Source organism: Aeromicrobium panaciterrae (assembly GCF_031457275.1).
GTDB classification, from domain to species: Bacteria; Actinomycetota; Actinomycetes; order Propionibacteriales; family Nocardioidaceae; genus Aeromicrobium; species Aeromicrobium panaciterrae_A.
The window spans coordinates 2,633,498-2,651,231 of record NZ_JAVDWH010000001.1 but is presented as its reverse complement, the minus strand read 5'-3'; the positions used below and the strand labels follow the sequence as shown (position 1 = coordinate 2,651,231).

The 17,734-nt window shown below is 62.2% G+C and carries 20 protein-coding genes and 1 tRNA gene; 18 read left to right on the top strand and 3 right to left on the bottom strand.

The window, feature by feature from the left end; all coding sequences use genetic code 11:
- Nucleotides 1–4 precede the first annotated feature (4 nt).
- Nucleotides 5–1,075 carry a UDP-N-acetylmuramate dehydrogenase gene (locus J2X11_RS13570; RefSeq protein ID WP_309971934.1) on the top strand — a complete coding sequence of 357 codons (1,071 nt, stop codon included), beginning with the start codon at nt 5–7 and terminating at the stop codon, nt 1,073–1,075.
- Here J2X11_RS13570 and J2X11_RS13565 read toward each other — a convergent pair.
- Genes J2X11_RS13565 through J2X11_RS13555 form a run of 3 tightly spaced genes read right to left on the bottom strand, consistent with a single transcriptional unit; the run spans nt 1,072 to nt 2,832 of the window.
- Nucleotides 1,072–1,455 (bottom strand): DUF4190 domain-containing protein, encoded by a 384-nt coding sequence (locus J2X11_RS13565; protein WP_309971932.1) that lies wholly within the window; start codon nt 1,453–1,455, stop codon nt 1,072–1,074. The genes J2X11_RS13570 and J2X11_RS13565 overlap by 4 nt on opposite strands.
- A gap of 25 nt (nt 1,456–1,480) precedes the next feature.
- Nucleotides 1,481–1,810: a DUF4190 domain-containing protein gene (locus J2X11_RS13560; protein ID WP_309971930.1), complete on the bottom strand. Its 330-nt coding sequence runs from the start codon at nt 1,808–1,810 to the stop codon at nt 1,481–1,483.
- Complete coding sequence (locus tag J2X11_RS13555) at nt 1,807–2,832, bottom strand: adenosine deaminase (RefSeq protein ID WP_309971928.1); 1,026 nt, start codon at nt 2,830–2,832, stop codon at nt 1,807–1,809. The genes J2X11_RS13560 and J2X11_RS13555 overlap by 4 nt, the downstream gene beginning before the upstream one ends.
- 141 nt (nt 2,833–2,973) lie before the next feature.
- On the opposite strand from J2X11_RS13555, the gene J2X11_RS13550 reads away from it, so the two are divergent.
- The 17 genes from J2X11_RS13550 to J2X11_RS13470 all read left to right on the top strand — a co-directional run bounded on the left by J2X11_RS13550 (nt 2,974) and on the right by J2X11_RS13470 (nt 17,661).
- Nucleotides 2,974–3,046, top strand: a tRNA-Trp gene (locus J2X11_RS13550).
- A 36-nt stretch (nt 3,047–3,082) separates the two neighbouring features.
- Nucleotides 3,083–3,301 (top strand): preprotein translocase subunit SecE, encoded by a 219-nt coding sequence (secE, locus tag J2X11_RS13545; protein ID WP_309971926.1) that lies wholly within the window; start codon nt 3,083–3,085, stop codon nt 3,299–3,301.
- An 18-nt stretch (nt 3,302–3,319) separates the two neighbouring features.
- Nucleotides 3,320–4,237 (top strand): transcription termination/antitermination protein NusG, encoded by a 918-nt coding sequence (gene nusG / locus J2X11_RS13540; protein ID WP_309971924.1) that lies wholly within the window; start codon nt 3,320–3,322, stop codon nt 4,235–4,237.
- A 50-nt stretch (nt 4,238–4,287) separates the two neighbouring features.
- A complete protein-coding gene (gene rplK, locus J2X11_RS13535; protein WP_309971922.1) occupies nt 4,288–4,716 on the top strand; it encodes a 50S ribosomal protein L11 in 429 nt (142 codons plus the stop codon).
- Between the two features lie 82 nt (nt 4,717–4,798).
- Complete coding sequence (gene rplA / locus J2X11_RS13530) at nt 4,799–5,515, top strand: 50S ribosomal protein L1 (RefSeq protein ID WP_309971920.1); 717 nt, start codon at nt 4,799–4,801, stop codon at nt 5,513–5,515.
- A 273-nt stretch (nt 5,516–5,788) separates the two neighbouring features.
- The gene (gene rplJ / locus J2X11_RS13525) at nt 5,789–6,475 is read left to right on the top strand and encodes a 50S ribosomal protein L10 (protein WP_309971918.1); all 687 of its coding nucleotides are present in this window, start codon (nt 5,789–5,791) and stop codon (nt 6,473–6,475) included.
- 53 nt (nt 6,476–6,528) lie between these two features.
- The gene (rplL, locus tag J2X11_RS13520; RefSeq protein ID WP_309971916.1) at nt 6,529–6,921 is read left to right on the top strand and encodes a 50S ribosomal protein L7/L12; all 393 of its coding nucleotides are present in this window, start codon (nt 6,529–6,531) and stop codon (nt 6,919–6,921) included.
- A gap of 293 nt (nt 6,922–7,214) precedes the next feature.
- Entirely contained in the window at nt 7,215–8,174 is a 960-nt protein-coding gene (locus tag J2X11_RS13515) for an ABC transporter ATP-binding protein (RefSeq protein ID WP_309971914.1), read from the top strand.
- 91 nt (nt 8,175–8,265) lie between these two features.
- Nucleotides 8,266–8,985 carry an MlaE family ABC transporter permease gene (locus tag J2X11_RS13510; RefSeq protein WP_309972380.1) on the top strand — a complete coding sequence of 240 codons (720 nt, stop codon included), beginning with the start codon at nt 8,266–8,268 and terminating at the stop codon, nt 8,983–8,985.
- A 3-nt stretch (nt 8,986–8,988) separates the two neighbouring features.
- Complete coding sequence (locus J2X11_RS13505; protein WP_463675075.1) at nt 8,989–9,834, top strand: MlaE family ABC transporter permease; 846 nt, start codon at nt 8,989–8,991, stop codon at nt 9,832–9,834.
- A gap of 3 nt (nt 9,835–9,837) precedes the next feature.
- A complete protein-coding gene (locus J2X11_RS13500) occupies nt 9,838–11,253 on the top strand; it encodes an MCE family protein (RefSeq protein ID WP_309971911.1) in 1,416 nt (471 codons plus the stop codon).
- Nucleotides 11,250–12,347 carry an MCE family protein gene (locus J2X11_RS13495; protein WP_309971910.1) on the top strand — a complete coding sequence of 366 codons (1,098 nt, stop codon included), beginning with the start codon at nt 11,250–11,252 and terminating at the stop codon, nt 12,345–12,347. The genes J2X11_RS13500 and J2X11_RS13495 overlap by 4 nt, the downstream gene beginning before the upstream one ends.
- Nucleotides 12,344–13,342, top strand: a complete 999-nt coding sequence (locus tag J2X11_RS13490) for an MCE family protein (RefSeq protein WP_309971908.1) — start codon at nt 12,344–12,346, stop codon at nt 13,340–13,342. Before J2X11_RS13495 ends, J2X11_RS13490 begins: the two co-directional genes overlap by 4 nt.
- Nucleotides 13,339–14,511 (top strand): MlaD family protein, encoded by a 1,173-nt coding sequence (locus J2X11_RS13485; protein WP_309971906.1) that lies wholly within the window; start codon nt 13,339–13,341, stop codon nt 14,509–14,511. The genes J2X11_RS13490 and J2X11_RS13485 overlap by 4 nt, the downstream gene beginning before the upstream one ends.
- Nucleotides 14,511–15,830, top strand: a complete 1,320-nt coding sequence (locus J2X11_RS13480; RefSeq protein WP_309971904.1) for an MCE family protein — start codon at nt 14,511–14,513, stop codon at nt 15,828–15,830. The genes J2X11_RS13485 and J2X11_RS13480 overlap by 1 nt, the downstream gene beginning before the upstream one ends.
- Nucleotides 15,827–17,065, top strand: a complete 1,239-nt coding sequence (locus tag J2X11_RS13475) for an MlaD family protein (RefSeq protein ID WP_309971902.1) — start codon at nt 15,827–15,829, stop codon at nt 17,063–17,065. Before J2X11_RS13480 ends, J2X11_RS13475 begins: the two co-directional genes overlap by 4 nt.
- Entirely contained in the window at nt 17,035–17,661 is a 627-nt protein-coding gene (locus J2X11_RS13470; RefSeq protein ID WP_309971900.1) for a hypothetical protein, read from the top strand. The genes J2X11_RS13475 and J2X11_RS13470 overlap by 31 nt, the downstream gene beginning before the upstream one ends.
- Nucleotides 17,662–17,734: the final 73 nt, after the last annotated feature.

Below are 17,734 nucleotides of genomic sequence, written 5' to 3'. Positions count from 1 at the left end.
GCCGGTGGGAGCCTTCGTCGTTCCCGGGGTCGTTGTGGCTGCTAGCGTCGCCCGCATGGATCTCGCCGACCTGACGACGCTGCGTCTGGGTGGCCCTGCCAAGGCAGTCCTCGAGCCCACGTCCGAGGCCGAGCTGATCGATGCCGTACGGATTGCCGACGAGGCTGCCGATCCGGTCCTGCTGGTCGCAGGCGGCAGCAACCTCGTCGTCGCCGACGAAGGGTTCGACGGCACCGTCATCCGCGTGGTGACTCGCGGCATATCGGTGGACTCTGATGCGTGCAGCGGCGCCATGGTCACAGTCGCCGCAGGTGAGCCGTGGGACGGCATCGTTGACCGGGCAGTCTCTGAAGGTTGGGTCGGCGTTGAAGCGCTTTCGGGCATTCCCGGATCCACCGGCGCGACTCCGATCCAGAACGTCGGCGCTTACGGCCAGGAGGTCTCGCAGACCGTCGCGACCGTGCGGGCGTACGACAGGTTCGATCGCAAGGTGCGCACGATTCACGCTGTTGACTGCGGATTCACGTATCGCTCGAGCCGCTTCAAGGTCGAGCCCCACCGGTATGTCGTGCTTTCGGTCGCGTTCCAGCTGGCACTCGGCGATCTCAGTGAGCCCATCGCGTACGCCGAGCTGGCTCGTACGCTCGGCGTCGAGGTGGGTGAACGCGCTCCAGCGGCCGACGTTCGCAGTGCGGTGCTCGGACTGCGACGCGGCAAGGGAATGGTGCTCGATCCCGCCGATCACGACACCTGGAGCGCAGGCTCGTTCTTCACCAACCCGATCCTGACCGCAGCAGAGGCAGACGCCCTGCCGGAACATGCGCCGCGATTCGCTCAGGCCGACGGGACGGTCAAGACGAGCGCGGCTTGGCTCATCGACCACGCCGGCTACGGCAAGGGATACGGCTCTGGTCAGGCATCGCTGTCGACCAAGCACGCGTTGGCCTTGACCAATCGTGGTGGCGCGACGACGGCAGAACTTCTCACTCTGGCTCGTGAAGTACGCGACGGCGTACGTCAGGCGTACGGCATCACGTTGGTCAACGAGCCCGTGCTCGTTGGCTGCTCGCTCTAGCCGCTGGCGGAGCCAGTCGTCGAGTAGACCAGGAGTCCGGCGACGCCCATCAGGATCACGAAGGCGAGCACGACCAGGAGCGCCGTGCTGATGATCCCCATCACGCGGCCGGCTTGGATCTCGCCCTCGCCGCTGAATGCGGTGGGATTGGCGTCGATCTCCTTCTTTGCCTTGTTGCCCATGACCCAGGCAAAGGGACCAAGAAGCTGGCACAGGACAAGGCTGAGGATCCCGAGCACGAGAACGGTCGTGGCCTGAGGGTGCTTCGGCGCCACGTAGATCGGCTGGTAGCCGTACGGAGGTGGGACTGGACCCGGGGGCGGGGTGAACCCGGGCGCCTGACCAGCGTTGGGTGGAATCTCCTGCGGATCGTCAGTCATGGCGAAACAATCCCACACCCACGTGTCAGGACGAATAGCCGCCTTCAAACGTCAGCAACAGGGCGAGTGAACCCACGATGAGGGCTCCAACTATGACGGCCAGTGCCAGCAGAGCCGTGCCGATGATGCCGCACACCAGACCAGTCGTTGCCTCGCTGCGATTGGACCACTGGGCGGGAGCGCGATCGATCTCACGACGTGCCACCGTGCCGTAGTACCAAGCGAACGGGCTCAGCAAAACCGGAACGAGCAGTACGAAGAAGCCGCACAATCCGATGAGTCCGAGGATCATCGACCGGTTGGCCAGCGGGTGCTGGGGGATCGGAGCCGGGTGCCCCCACGGGTCGGCGGTCATGCTGCCTCCGAAGCGAGCCAGGTGTCGATGCCGGCCAGGGCTGGGGCGGTGATCTCCGGTGGCGCGTACGAGCTGCGGATCGACATCCGAGCCAGCTCGGCGAGCTCGGCATCAGCGAACTCCTGAGCCGCACGCAGTACGGCGTATTGACCGGCCAGGCTCGACCCGAACAGCAGGGGATCGTCGGCGCCAAGCGCGACATTGATCCCGGACGCGATGAGCTTGCGTACGGGCACTTCCTCGAGCGTGCTGAAGACGCCGAGCGAAACGTTCGAAGTGGGACACACCTCGAGGGCAACGCCTGCATTCGCCAACCGATCGAGCAGCGCCTCGTCCTCGGCCGAACGCACGCCATGGCCGATGCGGTTGGGATGCAGGTGATCGAGGCACTCGATGACGTGCTTTGGGCCGAGCAATTCGCCAGCGTGGGGGAGTAGGGCCAGTCCGGCCCGCTCGGCGATCGCGAAAGCGTGGGCGAACTCGGTGGTATTGCCGCGCCGCTCGTCATTCGACAAGCCGAAGCCGAGGACACCGCGACCTGCGTACTGCGCTGACAGCCTGGCCAACGTTCGCGCGTCGAGCGGATGCCGCGTCCGATTGGCGGCCACGACGAGACCTATGCCGATGCCGGACTGCTGGGATGCATCACGTACGGCATCGATCACCAGATCAGTGAACGCCGTGACTCCGCCGAACTTCGCGGCATACCCAGAGGGATCGACCTGGATCTCGGTCCACACGGATCCGTCGGCTGCATCGTCGAGCGCGGCCTCGAGGACCAGGCGCCGTACGTCTCCCTCTGTGCGGAGGACGGAGCGAGCGAGGTCGTAGAGCCGCTGGAAGCGGAACCAGCCCTTCTCGTCTGTGGCGACGAGCTCCGGCGGCCATTCCTCGGTCAACGATGTGGGCAGTCGTATGCCATCGCGCTCGGCCAGCTCCAGCAGCGTGGAGTGCCGCATCGACCCGGTGAAGTGCAGGTGGAGGTGGGCCTTGGGCAACGACGAGATTGTGCGGAAGCCCATGGTCGCCATCCTGCCACCCTTGGGGGTGCTGGCTCAGTTCGACGGCGGCCACACCCACCCCGTACACTTGACTCACCGGTGAAATTTCACGCTAGATCGTCATGCCCTCAACACGGTGTGATCCCAGCGCGAAGTTGACCTAGGGCACTAGCTCAATTGGTAGAGCTCCGGTCTCCAAAACCGAAGGTTGGGGGTTCAAGTCCCTCGTGCCCTGCAACAAGACGACAACGACGACGTACTAAGGAGAACCGTGAGCGAACGGCATGAGGTGACGGGCAAGTCAGGCCGTACGTCACCGACCACGTTCTACCGGCAGGTCATTGCCGAGCTCAAGAAGGTTGTGTGGCCGACCCGTCCGCAGGTCGTCAACTACTTCTGGGTCGTACTCGTTTTCGTGCTCGTCATGATGGCCATCGTTGCTGGACTCGACTTCGGGTTCGGCAAGGCCATGTTCTGGATTTTCGCGTAAGACATCAAAGGATCATTTGTGACTCAAGGCATCGACCCGCAGATCAGCTCTGAGACCGACGAGGTCACCGAGCTGGACGCCGCGACCCCTGAAGCCGACGTCGAGACCGTCGCGGTTGACGCTCCCGTCGACGAGGCGCCCGTTGAGGACGCTCCTGTCGAGGATGTCGTCGCTCAAGACGCACCCGTTGAGGATGTGGCTCCCGTCGAGGACGCGCCAATCGAAGACGCTGCACCGGTTGACGAACCTGTCGCCGAGGACGCAGCCGAAGAGGTTGCCGACGATGCAGACGCTCCCGCCGCCGAAGCAGGCGACGAGCCGGTTGCTGACGCTCTCGCTGAGTTCCGCGAGCGCCTCCACAACCAGATCGGCGACTGGTACGTCGTCCACACCTACTCCGGTATGGAGAAGCGTGTGAAGACGAACCTCGAGAACCGCACCACGTCGCTCAACGCCGAAGACTTCATCTTCGAGGTCGTCGTACCGACCGAAGAGGTCGCCGAGATCAAGAACGGTCAGCGCAAGCTCGTCAAGCGCACTGTTCTCCCCGGCTACGTCCTGGTCCGTATGGACCTCACCGACGAGTCGTGGGGCGTCGTTCGCCACACGCCGTCAGTCACCGGATTCGTGGGCAACTCCCACCAGCCGGTGCCTCTCAGTCTTGCCGAGGTGGAGAGCATGCTCGCCCCGGCAGTGGAGGCAGAAGTTGCTACGGCAACCGACACCCCCGAAAAGCAGCAGGCCAAGGCCTCCAAGGTCGAGTTCACCGACTTCATCGTCGGCGACTCGGTCATGGTCGTCGATGGACCGTTCGCAACGCTGCACGCGACCATCACCGAGATCAACATCGATGCACAGAGGGTCAAGGCCCTGGTCGAGATCTTCGGTCGCGAAACGCCTGTCGAGCTCAGCTTCACCCAGATCCAGAAGGTCTGAGCCAAACCGGCACCCACCACGCAACAACCATTCACACAAGGACCCAAGAAATGCCTCCCAAGAAAAAAGTTGCAGCCATCGTCAAGGTGCAGCTGCAGGCCGGTATGGCCAACCCGGCGCCGCCAGTCGGCACCGCGCTCGGCCCCCACGGCGTCAACATCATGGAGTTCTGCAAGGCCTACAACTCGGCCACAGAATCCATGCGTGGAAACGTTGTCCCGGTCGAGATCACGATCTACGAAGACCGCACGTTCGACTTCATCACCAAGACGCCTCCGGCGGCTGAACTGATCAAGAAGGCTGCTGGTCTGCAGAAGGGTTCGTCTGTCCCGCACAAGGACAAGGTCGGCAAGATCTCGAAGGATCAGATCCGCGAGATCGCCACGACCAAGATGCCGGACCTCAACGCAACCGACATCGATGCCGCCATGAAGATCGTCGAGGGCACTGCGCGCTCGATGGGCGTCACGACGGACTAATAGCAACCAACCCCAGAAGTAGTGGCAGGGCCGGCTGGGCCCGTACAGACCACGACTGGTCAAACAGAGAAGGAACCAGAAGATGGCACAGCACTCCAAGGCATACCGAGCGGTTGCCGACAAGATCGACAAAGACAGCCTTTACACACCCCTCCAGGCCACCAAGTTGGCCAAGGAGTCGGGGAGCAAGAAGTACGACTCGACCGTAGATGTTGCCATCGGTCTTGGCGTCGATCCCCGCAAGGCCGACCAGATGGTGCGCGGCACCGTCAACCTCCCGCACGGCACCGGCAAGACCTCCAGGGTCCTGGTCTTTGCCACCGGCGCGAACGCTGACGCTGCACGTGAGGCCGGAGCCGACCACGTCGGAGCCGACGAACTGGTCGACAAGGTGAACGAGGGATGGCTCGACTTCGACGCCGTCGTCGCAACGCCCGACATGATGGGCAAGGTCGGTCGACTCGGCCGCGTCCTCGGCCCGCGCAACCTGATGCCCAACCCCAAGACCGGCACCGTCACGACGGATGTCGCGAAGGCAGTTGGCGACATCAAGGGCGGCAAGATCGAGTTCCGCGTTGATCGTCACGCCAACCTGCAGTTCGTGATCGGCAAGGCATCGTTCTCCGCCGAGCAGCTCGCCGAGAACTACGGTGCAGCGCTCGACGAGGTCCTGCGCCTCAAGCCGGCCAGCTCGAAGGGTCGCTACGTCAAGAAGATCACCGTCTCGACCACCAACGGTCCTGGCATCCCGGTCGACCCGAGCCGTACCAAGAACTACTCGGCTGAAGAAGAGGCCTAAGCCTCCTAGCTTCATCCCACGATGGCCTGCACCGATCTCGGTGCGGGCCATTTTGGCGTTCGTCCCCGAGTGCCCTATCCTTGAACTACCGAAGACCGCAGGTTGGTGACTCGCAGAGTTGCTCGAAGTGCCCGAAGGGGCGGCCAGCGCAGGTTACGAATTCGCAGTTAACTCAGCGTCCCGTGCCTTGCGCCGGGACGTTTTTTCGTGTCGGTTCCATGCCAGTCATGGGGTCGCAGTCCTCGTACGACCACTGGTGCTGGAAGGAGACACATGGCCAACCCGGAGAAGACAGCCGCCGTAGCCGAGCTTGCGAACAGTTTTCGCGAGTCGAACGGTGCCGTACTGACCGAGTACCGCGGTCTCACCGTGAAGCAGCTGCAGGAATTGCGGCGCTCACTCGGCGAGAACGTGAGCTATGCCGTCGCCAAGAACACGCTGACCAAGATTGCCGCCAAGGATGCGGGAGTAGACCTCGACACGAGCCTGCTCACCGGTCCCACGGCAATCGCCTTCATCACCGGTGACCCGGTGCTGGCGGCTAAGGGTCTGCGCGACTTCGCGAAGGAAAACAAGCCCCTCATCATCAAGGGTGGCTTCCTCGACGGGAAGTCCATCACTGCTGCTGAGATCAACAAGCTGGCCGACCTCGAGTCGCGCGAGGTTCTCCTCGCCAAGCTCGCAGGTGGCATGAAGGCCAGCCTGTCTAACGCCGCATCGCTGTTCAACGCCCCGCTGTCGCAGGCCGCCCGAGTTCTCGGCGCCCTGCAGGCGAAGGCTGCCAGCGATCCGTCAATCCTGGCTGCAGGCGAAGCGCCTGCCGCCCCCGCTGCCGAGGCCCCCGCGGCCGAGGAAGCACCTGTCGAAGAGGCCCCCGTGGCCGAAGCGGCACCCGAAGCCGAGGCAACCGCTGAGGCCGCAGTCGAGGCGTCTACTGACGCCGAGGCAACCGAGGGCTGAAAGCCCGATTCACATCGGGACCCCCTCGGGGTCTCCAACGAAAGGACGCCACCATGGCGAAGCTCAGCACCGGCGACCTGCTGGATGCATTCAAGGAAATGACCCTCATCGAGCTCTCTGAGTTCGTGAAGGAATTCGAAGACACCTTCGACGTCACTGCGGCTGCTCCGGCTGCCGCTGCTGCTGCACCGGCTGCTGCCGGTGGAGCTGCTGCTGGCGCCGACGCTGCTGACCAGGATGAGTTCGATGTCATCCTCGAAGCAGCTGGTGACAAGAAGATCCAGGTCATCAAGGAAGTTCGTACGATCACCGGTCTCGGTCTCAAGGAGGCCAAGGACCTCGTCGAGGGCGCACCGAAGCCCGTCGTCGAGAAGGCCAACAAGGAAGCGGCTGACAAGGCCAAGGAAGCCCTCGAGGCTGCCGGCGCCACCGTCACTGTCAAGTGACGTTCAGCTAAACCAAGTCAGAAGGCGTCCCCTCTTCGGAGGGGGCGCCTTTTGCTATGTCTGGACGACTAGGTGTCCAAATCGGGACGTTTGGGGTGTCGCCCAAAGTCACTCTGAGTTACCTTTGGCAGGCTGCACGCCTACCGGGCAGTAACGAGCAGTTCATCCGCGGTCTTTTACTCGTAACCTCGTGTGCAATTCCTCGTTAGGCAGTGTGTCTCAGATCACCGATCTAAGATGAACCAGTTCTCGTCGGACAAGCCGGCGAACCACGTGTACGAGGAGGGCCGTCCGTGGGCGTTGAAGTCGTCGTCGAAGGCTTGACCAAGAAGTTCGGTAGCCAGACCATCTGGGCAGACGTTTCACTGACGCTTCCGGCGGGTGAGATCTCCGTGATGCTGGGCCCGTCGGGTACCGGCAAGTCCGTCTTCCTGAAGACGCTGATCGGACTCCTCAAGCCCAATGCTGGCCATGTGTTCATTGAGGGCACCGACATCGCCAACTGCTCGGAGAAGGACCTCTACGAGATCCGCAAGCTCTTCGGTGTGCTGTTCCAGGACGGCGCAATGTTCGGTTCGATGGACCTCTACGACAACGTTGCGTTCCCGCTGCGCGAGCACACCCGCAAGTCCGAGTCTGAGATCCGCACCATCGTCATGGACAAGATGGAGCTCACGGGTCTGATCGGCGCGGAGAACAAGCTTCCCGGTGAGATTTCCGGCGGTATGCGCAAGCGCGCCGGACTCGCCCGTGCACTCGTCCTCGATCCCGAGATCCTGCTGATCGATGAGCCCGACTCGGGTCTTGACCCGGTTCGTACGTCCTACATCAACCAGCTCTTCATCGACCTGAACGCGCAGATCGACGCCACGTTCTTGATCGTGACGCACGACGTCAACACGGCTCGTACCGTGCCTGACAACATCGGTCTGCTCTACCACCGCCACCTGGCGATGTTCGGTCCGCGCGAAATGCTGCTGACCTCGGACGAGCCGGTCGTTGCTCAGTTCCTCAACGCGCAGACAGTTGGTCCGATCGGTATGTCCGAGGAGAAGGACGCCGACGAGCTGGCTTCGGAGAAGGGCATCGAAATGCCGCCCCTCCCGCCTGTTCCACTGCAGCTCGAGCCGTCGGACGGTCGTCCGCGTCGTGCGCAGCGCGAGGCTGGCGCCTGGTGCCGCGAGAACGGTGTGACAGCGCCCGCTGGCTCCTTCGGCGCAAAGGTGCCGTTGCGTGCTGGCGGTGCTGCGTGACAGACCCCCATCGTTCGAAAGCTGAGGTGACGGTGTGAGTACGACCGTCATCGCTGGTCCCGCGAGGGTAGCCGGCAACCTGTTCGCCTTCATGCTCGACGTGATCGTCGCGCTGTTCAGGCGTCCATTTCAGCTGAAGGAATTCCTCCTTCAGGCGTGGTTCATCGTCAAGGTGACGATCATCCCCACGGCTTTCGTCTCGATCCCGTTCGGTGCCGTCATCGCTCTGCAAGTTGGCGGCCTGATCAAGCAATTCGGCGCCCAGTCCTTCACCGGTTCTGCCGCAGTCTTGGCCGTCGTACGTGAAGCGGGCCCCATCGCGTGTGCCCTGCTGATCGCCGGCGCTGCCGGCTCAGCCATCGCCGCTGACTTCGGCGCCCGCCGTATTCGCGAAGAGCTCGACGCCATGATGGTGCTCGGCATCGACCCGATCCAGCGCCTCGTCGTTCCCCGCGTTCTCGCCTGCATGCTCGTCGCCGTGTTCCTCAACGGACTGGTCACGGTGGTCGGCGTTGCCGGCGGATATGTCTTCAATGTCGTCCTGCAGGACGGCACGCCTGGCGCCTATTTGGCGTCCTTCACTGCGCTCGCGCAGTTGCCTGACATGTATCAAGGCATGATCAAGGCCCTCATCTTCGGCTTCATTGCCGCAATCGTCGCCTCCTACAAGGGTATGAACGCCAAGGGCGGCCCGAAGGGCGTCGGCGACGCGGTCAACGAGGCAGTCGTCATCACGTTCACGTTGCTGTTCATCGTCAACTTCTTCATCTCGGCGATCTACATCCAACTCGTCCCCCCGAAGGGGATGTGACCGATGTCTGACAAGACAGCTCTGTCCGCAGTGACAGCCATCCCCGGCAAGATCAGTGCGTCGATCGACGACCTTGGTCGCCAGATGCTCTTCTACCTCCGGGTCATCAAGTCGGTGCCTCGTACGATCGCCAACTACGGCAAGGAGATCGTTCGTCTCCTCGCCGAGGTCGCACTCGGATCCGGCTCGCTCGCCGTCATTGGCGGCACGGTCGGCGTCATCACCGCGATGTGCTTCTTCACCGGCACCGAAGTCGGCATCCAGGGCTATGCGGCCCTCGACCAACTCGGCACTGCCGCGCTCACCGGATTCGTCTCCGCCTACTTCAACACTCGCGAGATCGCCCCGATCGTCGCTGGCATCGCGCTAGCCGCAACCGTCGGCTGTGGCTTCACCGCCCAGCTCGGCGCCATGCGCATCAGCGAAGAGGTCGACGCGCTCGAGGTCATGGCGATCCCGTCGCTGCCGTTCCTGGTGACGACCCGAGTCATCGCCGGACTCATCGCTGTCGTCCCGCTCTACATCGTTGGTCTGTTGTCGTCCTATTTCGCGACGAGGCTGACGATCACAAAGATCAACGGGCAAAGTGCGGGCACTTACGACCACTACTTCACGACGTTCTTGCCACCGCAAGACGTCTTATGGTCATTCGCCAAAGTGCTGATCTTTGCCGTCGTCGTGATCATGATCCACTGCTACTACGGCTACTACGCCAGCGGCGGACCCGCCGGCGTGGGCGTTGCCGTGGGCCTCGCAGTCCGTACGTCGATCGTTGCGATCAACGTGGTCGACCTCCTCGCCTCGATGGCGATCTGGGGCACCAACGTGACCGTCAGATTGGCGGGCTGACCCATGGCTCGTACACCCGTGCTCGAACGCGGACTGTCCCTCAAGGTGCTCGGCGCTGCGTTCATCGCGATGCTGATCTTCGTCCTGTGGGTCACCTACGCGTTCTTCACCAAGGCGTTCGTCGACTACGACAAGGTCACGCTCACGACCGACACGACTGGCGTCAACCTGCCGTTGAACGCTGACATCAAGCTTCGCGGTGTGATCGTCGGTGAGGTGCGCGGCGTAGAGCCCGACGGCGCCGGCGTCAAGATGGATCTCGGCATGAACCCTGACCTGATCAAGGACGTGCCCAAGGGAGTCACGGCGCAGCTGATCCCCAAGACGCTGTTCGGTGAGAAGTACATCGCGCTGATCCCGCCCGCCAAGTTGACCGGTGAGTCACTCAAGGCAGGCGACACGATCACCAAGGCGGATGTCCCGATCGAGGTCGAGACCCTGCTCAACGACCTCTACCCGCTGCTCGACGCGGTCGACCCGGCCAACCTGTCCTACACGCTTTCGGCTGTGTCATCGGCCCTCGAAGGTCGAGGCAAGCAGCTCGGCGAGACGCTCGTCCAGGCCAACAGTCTCCTGCAGAAGACCAATCCCGATATCCCAACGTTGGTCGACGACCTGATCAAGTTCGGCAAGGTCGCTGATGGGTACGCCGACGCCATGCCAGACCTGGGTGCGTTCTTGCGCAACACGGTGACGACTGGCAACACGATCGTTGCGAAGAAGTCTCAGCTGACCGCCTTCTTCGACGAGAGCACCAAGTTGTCCAACAGCCTCACCTCCTTCACGAAGGCCAACGGCGAAAACCTGGCAACGCTCGCTAAGGAGAGCCGCCCGATCCTCGAGACTGTCGGCACCTACTCGACCACGTTCCCCTGTTTCCTCAAGGCGATGGGCAAGCTCATCCCGCGACTCGACAGCGCTTACCGCGAAGGCATGCTGCACATCAACGTTGAAGTCATCGCCCAGGCGGATGCCTATGCACCGGGCGAGGAGCTCGTCGGTTCCAAGGAGAAGTTTGATGCGGCGTCGACCGGAGCAGCTGCAAAGAACGGCGACGACATCCGTGCCGACAACGCAGCCGTGCCGTCGTGCCTCGACCTCAATGAGATCAACAAGGGCGATGAGTCATCCTCGAACCAGGGCGATCCGTTCAGCATTCCGGCGTCGGTCTACAAGCTCATTGGAATCAAGTCTGACCACGGCAAGTTCGGCGCTCCATCAGAGTTCAACCGCGCTGCGGCCGTGTCACTCGCCGACTTGGTGCAGCCCAGCGTTATTGGTATCGACTCGGAGAGCGAGCGTTCTGAGCTCAACATCCTTCTCGGTGCTCGACTCGGCATGAACCCGTCGGACGTGCCGGACATCGGTTCTCTGCTGGTCGGCCCGATGCTCCGAGGAGCGGGGGTGTCGCTCTCATGAAGCAGATCGACAGCCAGTCCATCTCCGCAGCCATCAAGCTGGGATTCTTCTTCGCCTTCACTGGCATCTCCACTCTTATTCTCGCGCTGACCCTGAGCAACGGCTCATTCGGTGATCGCGCCGAATACAAGGCGCTCTTCAGTGATGTCACCGGCATGGCCAAGGGCGATGACATCCGCATCGCAGGTGTCGCCGTCGGTTCGGTCAAGAAGGTCGAGATCGTCAACCGCGACAAGGCTCTCGTGACGTTCGGAGTCGACTCCGACGTACCGCTGACGGCCAATACGTTCGCGACGATCAAGTTCCGCAACCTGGTCGGCCAGCGCTACATCTCGCTGACTCAGGGCCCAGATGGTGCCAAGTCGACTCTCAAGCCCGGCAGTGTCATCCCGGAGGAGCGCACGCAGGAAGCGCTCGACCTCAACGTCCTGCTCAACGGTTTCAAGCCGGTCTTCCAGGCGTTGTCGCCGGGCGACACCAACAAGTTCGCGTACGAGATCGTTCAGACGTTCCAGGGCGAGGCTGGCAACGTCAGCAACCTCCTCGAACGCACCTCATCCTTGACCAACACCCTTGCGGGTCGCGACAAGCTCATCGGTGATGTCATCACCAACCTGAGCGAAGTGCTCGACACGGTCGGCAGCCGCGACCAGGAGCTCACGGACACGATCGACACGCTTCAACAGTTCGTCAGCGGCCTCAAGGACGATCGCAACGCGATCCTCAACTCCGTCGACGCGATCTCCGACCTCACCGACGAGACCTCTGACCTGCTGGTGCAGGGACGACCGGCCATCGTTGAGGACATCAAGCAGCTCAATGCGCTGACCAAGAATCTCAGCAGCAGCAAGAACCTGAGCACCTTGGAGAACTCGATCAAGATCTTCCCGATCAAGATCTCCAAGCTCGGCAACGCCGCGTCATCAGGTTCTGAGTTCAACTTCTTCTTGTGCGAGGTACAGGGAAGCATCACGCTCCCTGAGGTCAAGGTTGGTACGACTGTGATCCTGCCCGAGACACACCTCGAGCTCACAGGTGACAGTGGCCTCGCCGTCGGCGGCGAACGATGCAACCAGCCGGGGTACACACAATGACTCCATTCCGTGAGCGCAACCCGGTGACCATCGGCATCATCGGCATTGCTGCCATCGCTCTGATGATGCTGGCGGCGTTCCGCGCTGACCGCCTGCCGATCATTGGCAGCGGCGATACCTACCACGCCCAGTTCGCCGAGATCGGCGCGCTCAAGACAGGCAACGAGGTGCGCGTCGCCGGTGTTTCGGTCGGCAAGGTCAACAAGATCGAGCTTGCCGGCAACAAGGTGCTCGTCACGTTCAAGATCGACAAGGGCACGAAGTTCGGCACCGAGACGGGCGCAGACATTCGCGTACGTACGCTGCTCGGCGCTGAGTACCTCGCCATCACTCCCGAGGGCCCAGGACAGTTGCCGAAGGGCTCGACGATCCCGTTGGAGCGGACGATTGCACCGTACGACGTGGTGCAGGCGTTCTCGGACCTCAGCAAGACAACCGACGCGCTCGATGTCCCGCAGCTTGGCGAGGCGCTCAACACGTTGGGCGAAATCGCCGCCGAGACGCCGGAGGAATTCCGTGGAGCCATCAAGGGCGTCTCGGATCTGTCGGTCAACCTTGCGGCACGCGACGACCAGATCAACACCCTGCTGGTCAGCCTCAAGAAGGTCACTGGTGTCCTCAACTCCCGCAATGACGAGCTCGTGACGTTGTTCAAGGACTCCGACACGCTGTTCAACGCGATCAGCGACCGCCGTGACTCGATCCACCGTCTCCTTGTTTCGACCCAACAGATCTCTACGGAGCTCTCGGCGCTGGTCAAGGGCACGAAGGCTGACCTCAAGCCCGCGCTCGATCAACTCCTGGTTGTCACGGACATGCTTCGCAAGAATGAGGCAAGCCTCGATGAGGCGCTACGCCAGTTCCCGGCATTCCTGCGACTGTTCTCCAACTCGCTCGGAACGGGCCCCTGGTTCGACACCTATCTGGGTGGCGCTGCGTCGGGCGCCGGTATCCGCAAACAGCTCGAAGACGCGATTGCGGGGGCAGGCGGATGAGCATCAACGGATTGGCCCAGCGTTTCGCGGGAGTCTCGAAGGTCCTGACGGCATTTATCGTGCTGGTCCTGCTCGCCGCCGCAGCGATTGTCCTCAACAAGGGCGACGGCAAGCACTATGTGACGGTCGACTTCGAGCAGACCAACTCGGTCTACAAGGGTTCTGACGTCAAGATCCTTGGCGTACCGGTCGGCCGGGTCGAGAAGTTGACTCCACGTGGCGACGTCGTGCGGGCCAAGATTTCCTACGACGGCGATGTGAAGCTCCCCAACGACGTCAAGGCAGTCGTCGTTTCACCCTCGATCGTTGGTGACCGCTTCGTACAGCTCGCGCCGGCCTACAACGGTGGTCCCGTGCTCAAGGACAACGCATTCCTGTCGATCGACCGTTCAGCGGTGCCGATCGAGCTCGACGCGATCTACCAGTCACTCGACGACCTAGCCGTGGCCCTCGGCCCCAAGGGTGCCAACAAGGATGGCGCGCTCAGTCGCTTCATCGGTGACTCGGCCAAGCAGCTCGATGGTCAGGGCGCACAGCTCAACCAGACGATCCAGAACTTCGGCAAGCTCAGCAAGACGCTCTCCAACAACAAGGAAGAGTTGTTCGGCAGTTTGCGTGAGGTCGAGGAGTTCGTGACTCTTCTTCGCACCAATGACGCAACTGTGAGGTCATTCAACGACAGCACGGCCCGCGTCTCGACCGTGCTCGAAGGTGAGCGCGAAGACTTGGCCGCAACGCTCAAAGCGCTGAGCAAGGCACTGGTCAACGTGAACTCGTTGGTCAAGGAGAACCGCGGCGTACTCAAGGACAACATCGAGAACATCGGCTCGCTCGCCGCACTGCTCGCCAAGCACAAGTCCGACCTTGAGGAGATCACGATCAACGCCCCAACAGCGCTGACCAACGTCTCGCTCGCTTACAACAGCCCGTCCGGAACGCTTGATACCAAGAACAACGTCCCTGAGGTGTTGTTCGGCGCGGCCAGCAACCCTGCTGGACTGGTGTGCAACCTGCTCGGAGAGACGGTTGCAGAGGGCGGATTGTGCGCATCGCTTGCCGGACTGTTGGACAACGTGCCTCCATTGCCGCTGCCGCGTGCCGCGGCGGCCTCGGCAGTGACGTCTGACAAGTACAACTCCACCATCGCCGAGATGTTGGCGGTGAACTGATGAAGCTTCTTCGCGTCAGTGCGCTCACGGCGGTTGCAGCGATGGCCCTCAGCGGCTGTGGCTTCTCGCCCTACAAACTCCCACTCCCGGGTGGTGCCGACCTGGGCGACAAGCCCTACACCGTCAAGGTCGAGTTCCGTGATGTCCTGGACCTCGTCCCGCAGAGCGCCGTACGGGTTAACGACATCGCCGTCGGCAAGGTGACAGACATCAAGCTCAACGGTTGGACCGCGCTGGTGACCGTCAAGGTCAACAAGGACACCAAGCTCCCGGACAACGCTGAAGCCACGATCCGCCAGACCAGCCTGCTCGGCGAGAAGTTCGTCTCGCTGGCTGCACCCAAGACAGGCGCATCCGGCACGCTGAGCGACGGCGACGTGATCCCGCTCGATCGTGCTGGTCGCAACCCCGAGATCGAAGAGGTGCTCGGCGCGGCCTCGCTGCTCTTCAACGGCGGCGGCATCGAGAAGACCAACACGATCGTCAAGGAACTCAACCTTGCGCTCGGCGGCAACGAGCCTGAGGTCAAAGAGCTCATCGACTCGACCTCGCAGTTCCTGACACAGCTCGACAACAACAAGGCTGCACTGCTGACGTCGCTCGAGAAGGTCAACAATCTTGCGGTCGAGACCAACAAGCAGAAGGCAGCAATCACTGGCGCGCTGGATGACCTGCCGGAGGCGCTGACAGTCATCAACGGCCAGCGCGACGACCTGGTCAAGCTCCTTGAGTCCTTGCACCGTCTCGGTGACGTTGCGACGGATGTGATCCGTCGGTCGAAGGACGACGCGGTTGCCGACTTCAAGGCGCTCGTACCCACCCTGACCAACCTGGCCAAGGCTGGCGACGACCTCGCCTACGCAACCAAGGCGTTGCTGAGCTTCCCGTTCTCTGACGGATTCGTCGGCAACACGTACGCCGTCGCGTCGGGCAAGTGCATCGACGGCGGTGTCAAGGAAGGCGCCTGCTTCGGTGACTTCGCCAACCTCTCGCTCGGCCTCGACATCAGCGCAGAGCAGCTGACCAACATCCTCAACGGCTATGCACCGGAGGCTCCGACCCCGTCTCCCACGCAGCCCCTCCAGGATCTGGTCAATCTCGTCACGGGCCTCGTGCCAGGTGGCGTTGACATTCCTACGATTCCGGGACTGCCGCAGGCGACACCGACAGCCGGCTCATCGTCTGGCTCTGACACGACATCAGGCGGTCTTGGGTTGCCCAGCTTCTGCTCGCTGCTTGGACAGTGCCGCGCTCCCGTTGCGTCAGCTGATGACGCCAAGCTTGCACAGCTCTTGATCGGATCGGTGGTGACGTCATGATCTCCAGACTGACCAAGATCCAGCTCGTCATCTTCGCGATTGTCACACTGCTCGGCGGAGCCTTCGTGGGTGGTCGCTACGCCCAGATCGACCGGTTGTTCGTTGATCGCAGCTTCCCGGTCACGGCACAGTTCACCGACTCGGGCGGAATCTTTGCCGGCGCCCAGGTGACCTACCGCGGCATTCCCGTCGGCAAGGTCGGCAAGCTCGAGTTCAAGGACAACGGCGTCCAGGCGACTCTCGACATCGAGAACAGCGCCCCCAAGATCTCCGCGGACGTCCTCGTCATCGTGGCCAACAAGTCGGCGATCGGCGAGCAGTTTGTCGACCTCCAGCCGCGCGGCAACTCCAAGCCGTATCTGGCCAAGGGCTCAGCCATCTCGGTCAAGAACACTCGCATCCCGATCGACACCACCACACTCCTGGTCGACACCAATGACCTCGTACGGTCGATCAACACCGACGACCTGCGAACTGTCGTTGACGAACTCGGTCAGGCTTTCGAGAGCACCGGCACCGATCTGGCGACGATCCTCGACACCTCATCGGCGTTCATCAAGGAAGCTGACGACAACATCGACGTGACGAGAGCCCTCATCCAGGGTTCCGGCACCGTTCTGCAGACACAGATCGACAAGCAGGGTGCGCTCAAGACATTCTCCAAGAACCTGCGGCTGTTCTCAGACAGCTTTGTCGAGGCAGACCCAGACTTGCGCCGCCTGCTCGACAAGGGCAGCGTCAGCGCGACGAACCTCCGGAAGGTCGTCGACGAGAACTCGGAGACGTTGGGCAAGGCAGTCAACGACCTGGTCACCGCAAACCGCCCACTTTCGGAGAACGTGCTCGGCCTTCAGGCGATCTTCATCCTTTACCCCTACTTGGTCGAGGGCTCGTTCTCTGTGCTGACTCCCAAGCAGGAGGGTGGCAAGACGGTCTACAACGCGGCGTTCGGATTGCAGCTCACCGACATGACGGCTCCTTGTAGTTATGTCGAGGATGGCGGAGAAGCGTCCGGCTATCGCGAGCGTCGCGAAGAGGCGATCATCAGCGACCGAGAGTTCGATACGAACCTGGACTGTAAGGTCGATCCCAACCACATTGTGCGACAGGCATCGAAGACTGTCCTCAAGCGTTCGGCCGTGACCAGTGATTCTGGTTCCTACGCGGCTGAAGGCCCCACGGCATCAGGAAAGGACTCCTGGAAGTGGCTTCTGCTCGGACCAGCAACACGCTGAACCCTGATCCTGAGACCTCTTGGTCGAGCCGCACTCGAGTCGTTCGAATTCTCGCCGCTCTCGCGGCGACCGGCCTCGTGCTCGGCCTGCTCGGAGTATTTCTCCCCAAAGCCTTTGGCGATGACGACACCTACGGTGGCGCCGACCGCGAACGCGTGATCTCGCGTGCCAACGACTTCGCCACGGCCTACAACACGTACAACGTGGCGGAGCTCGACGACTACCAGAAGCGCCTCAAGGGTCTGCTGACGCCGAAGTACGACGAACAGTTCGTGCAAGTCACCAATGCCGTGTTCGAAGCGCTGAAGGACAAGAAGCAGAAGAGCGGCGAAGCGAAGGTACGCGGTGTCGCGATCGAAAGCATTGACGAGGATTCCGCTGAGGCGATCGTCGCCGTGGATGCCACGATTTCCAACACGGACAACAAGGCTGCCGTCGTACGCCACTTCAGGTGGAAGGTGTCGTTCACGAAGACTGGCACCGAATGGCTGGTGTCCAACTTTGAGAGCGTTGCCGCCGTGACTGCGACCGCTGGCGACCCGAGCGCCACTGCGCCCACACCGACACCGACTGCGACCTCGACGGAGGGCAACTAATGAGCGAGCGCCAGCGAGCTCATCGTGAGGCAGGGATCATGTCGTTGCCTCCGTACGCTTCTTCTCTCACGGA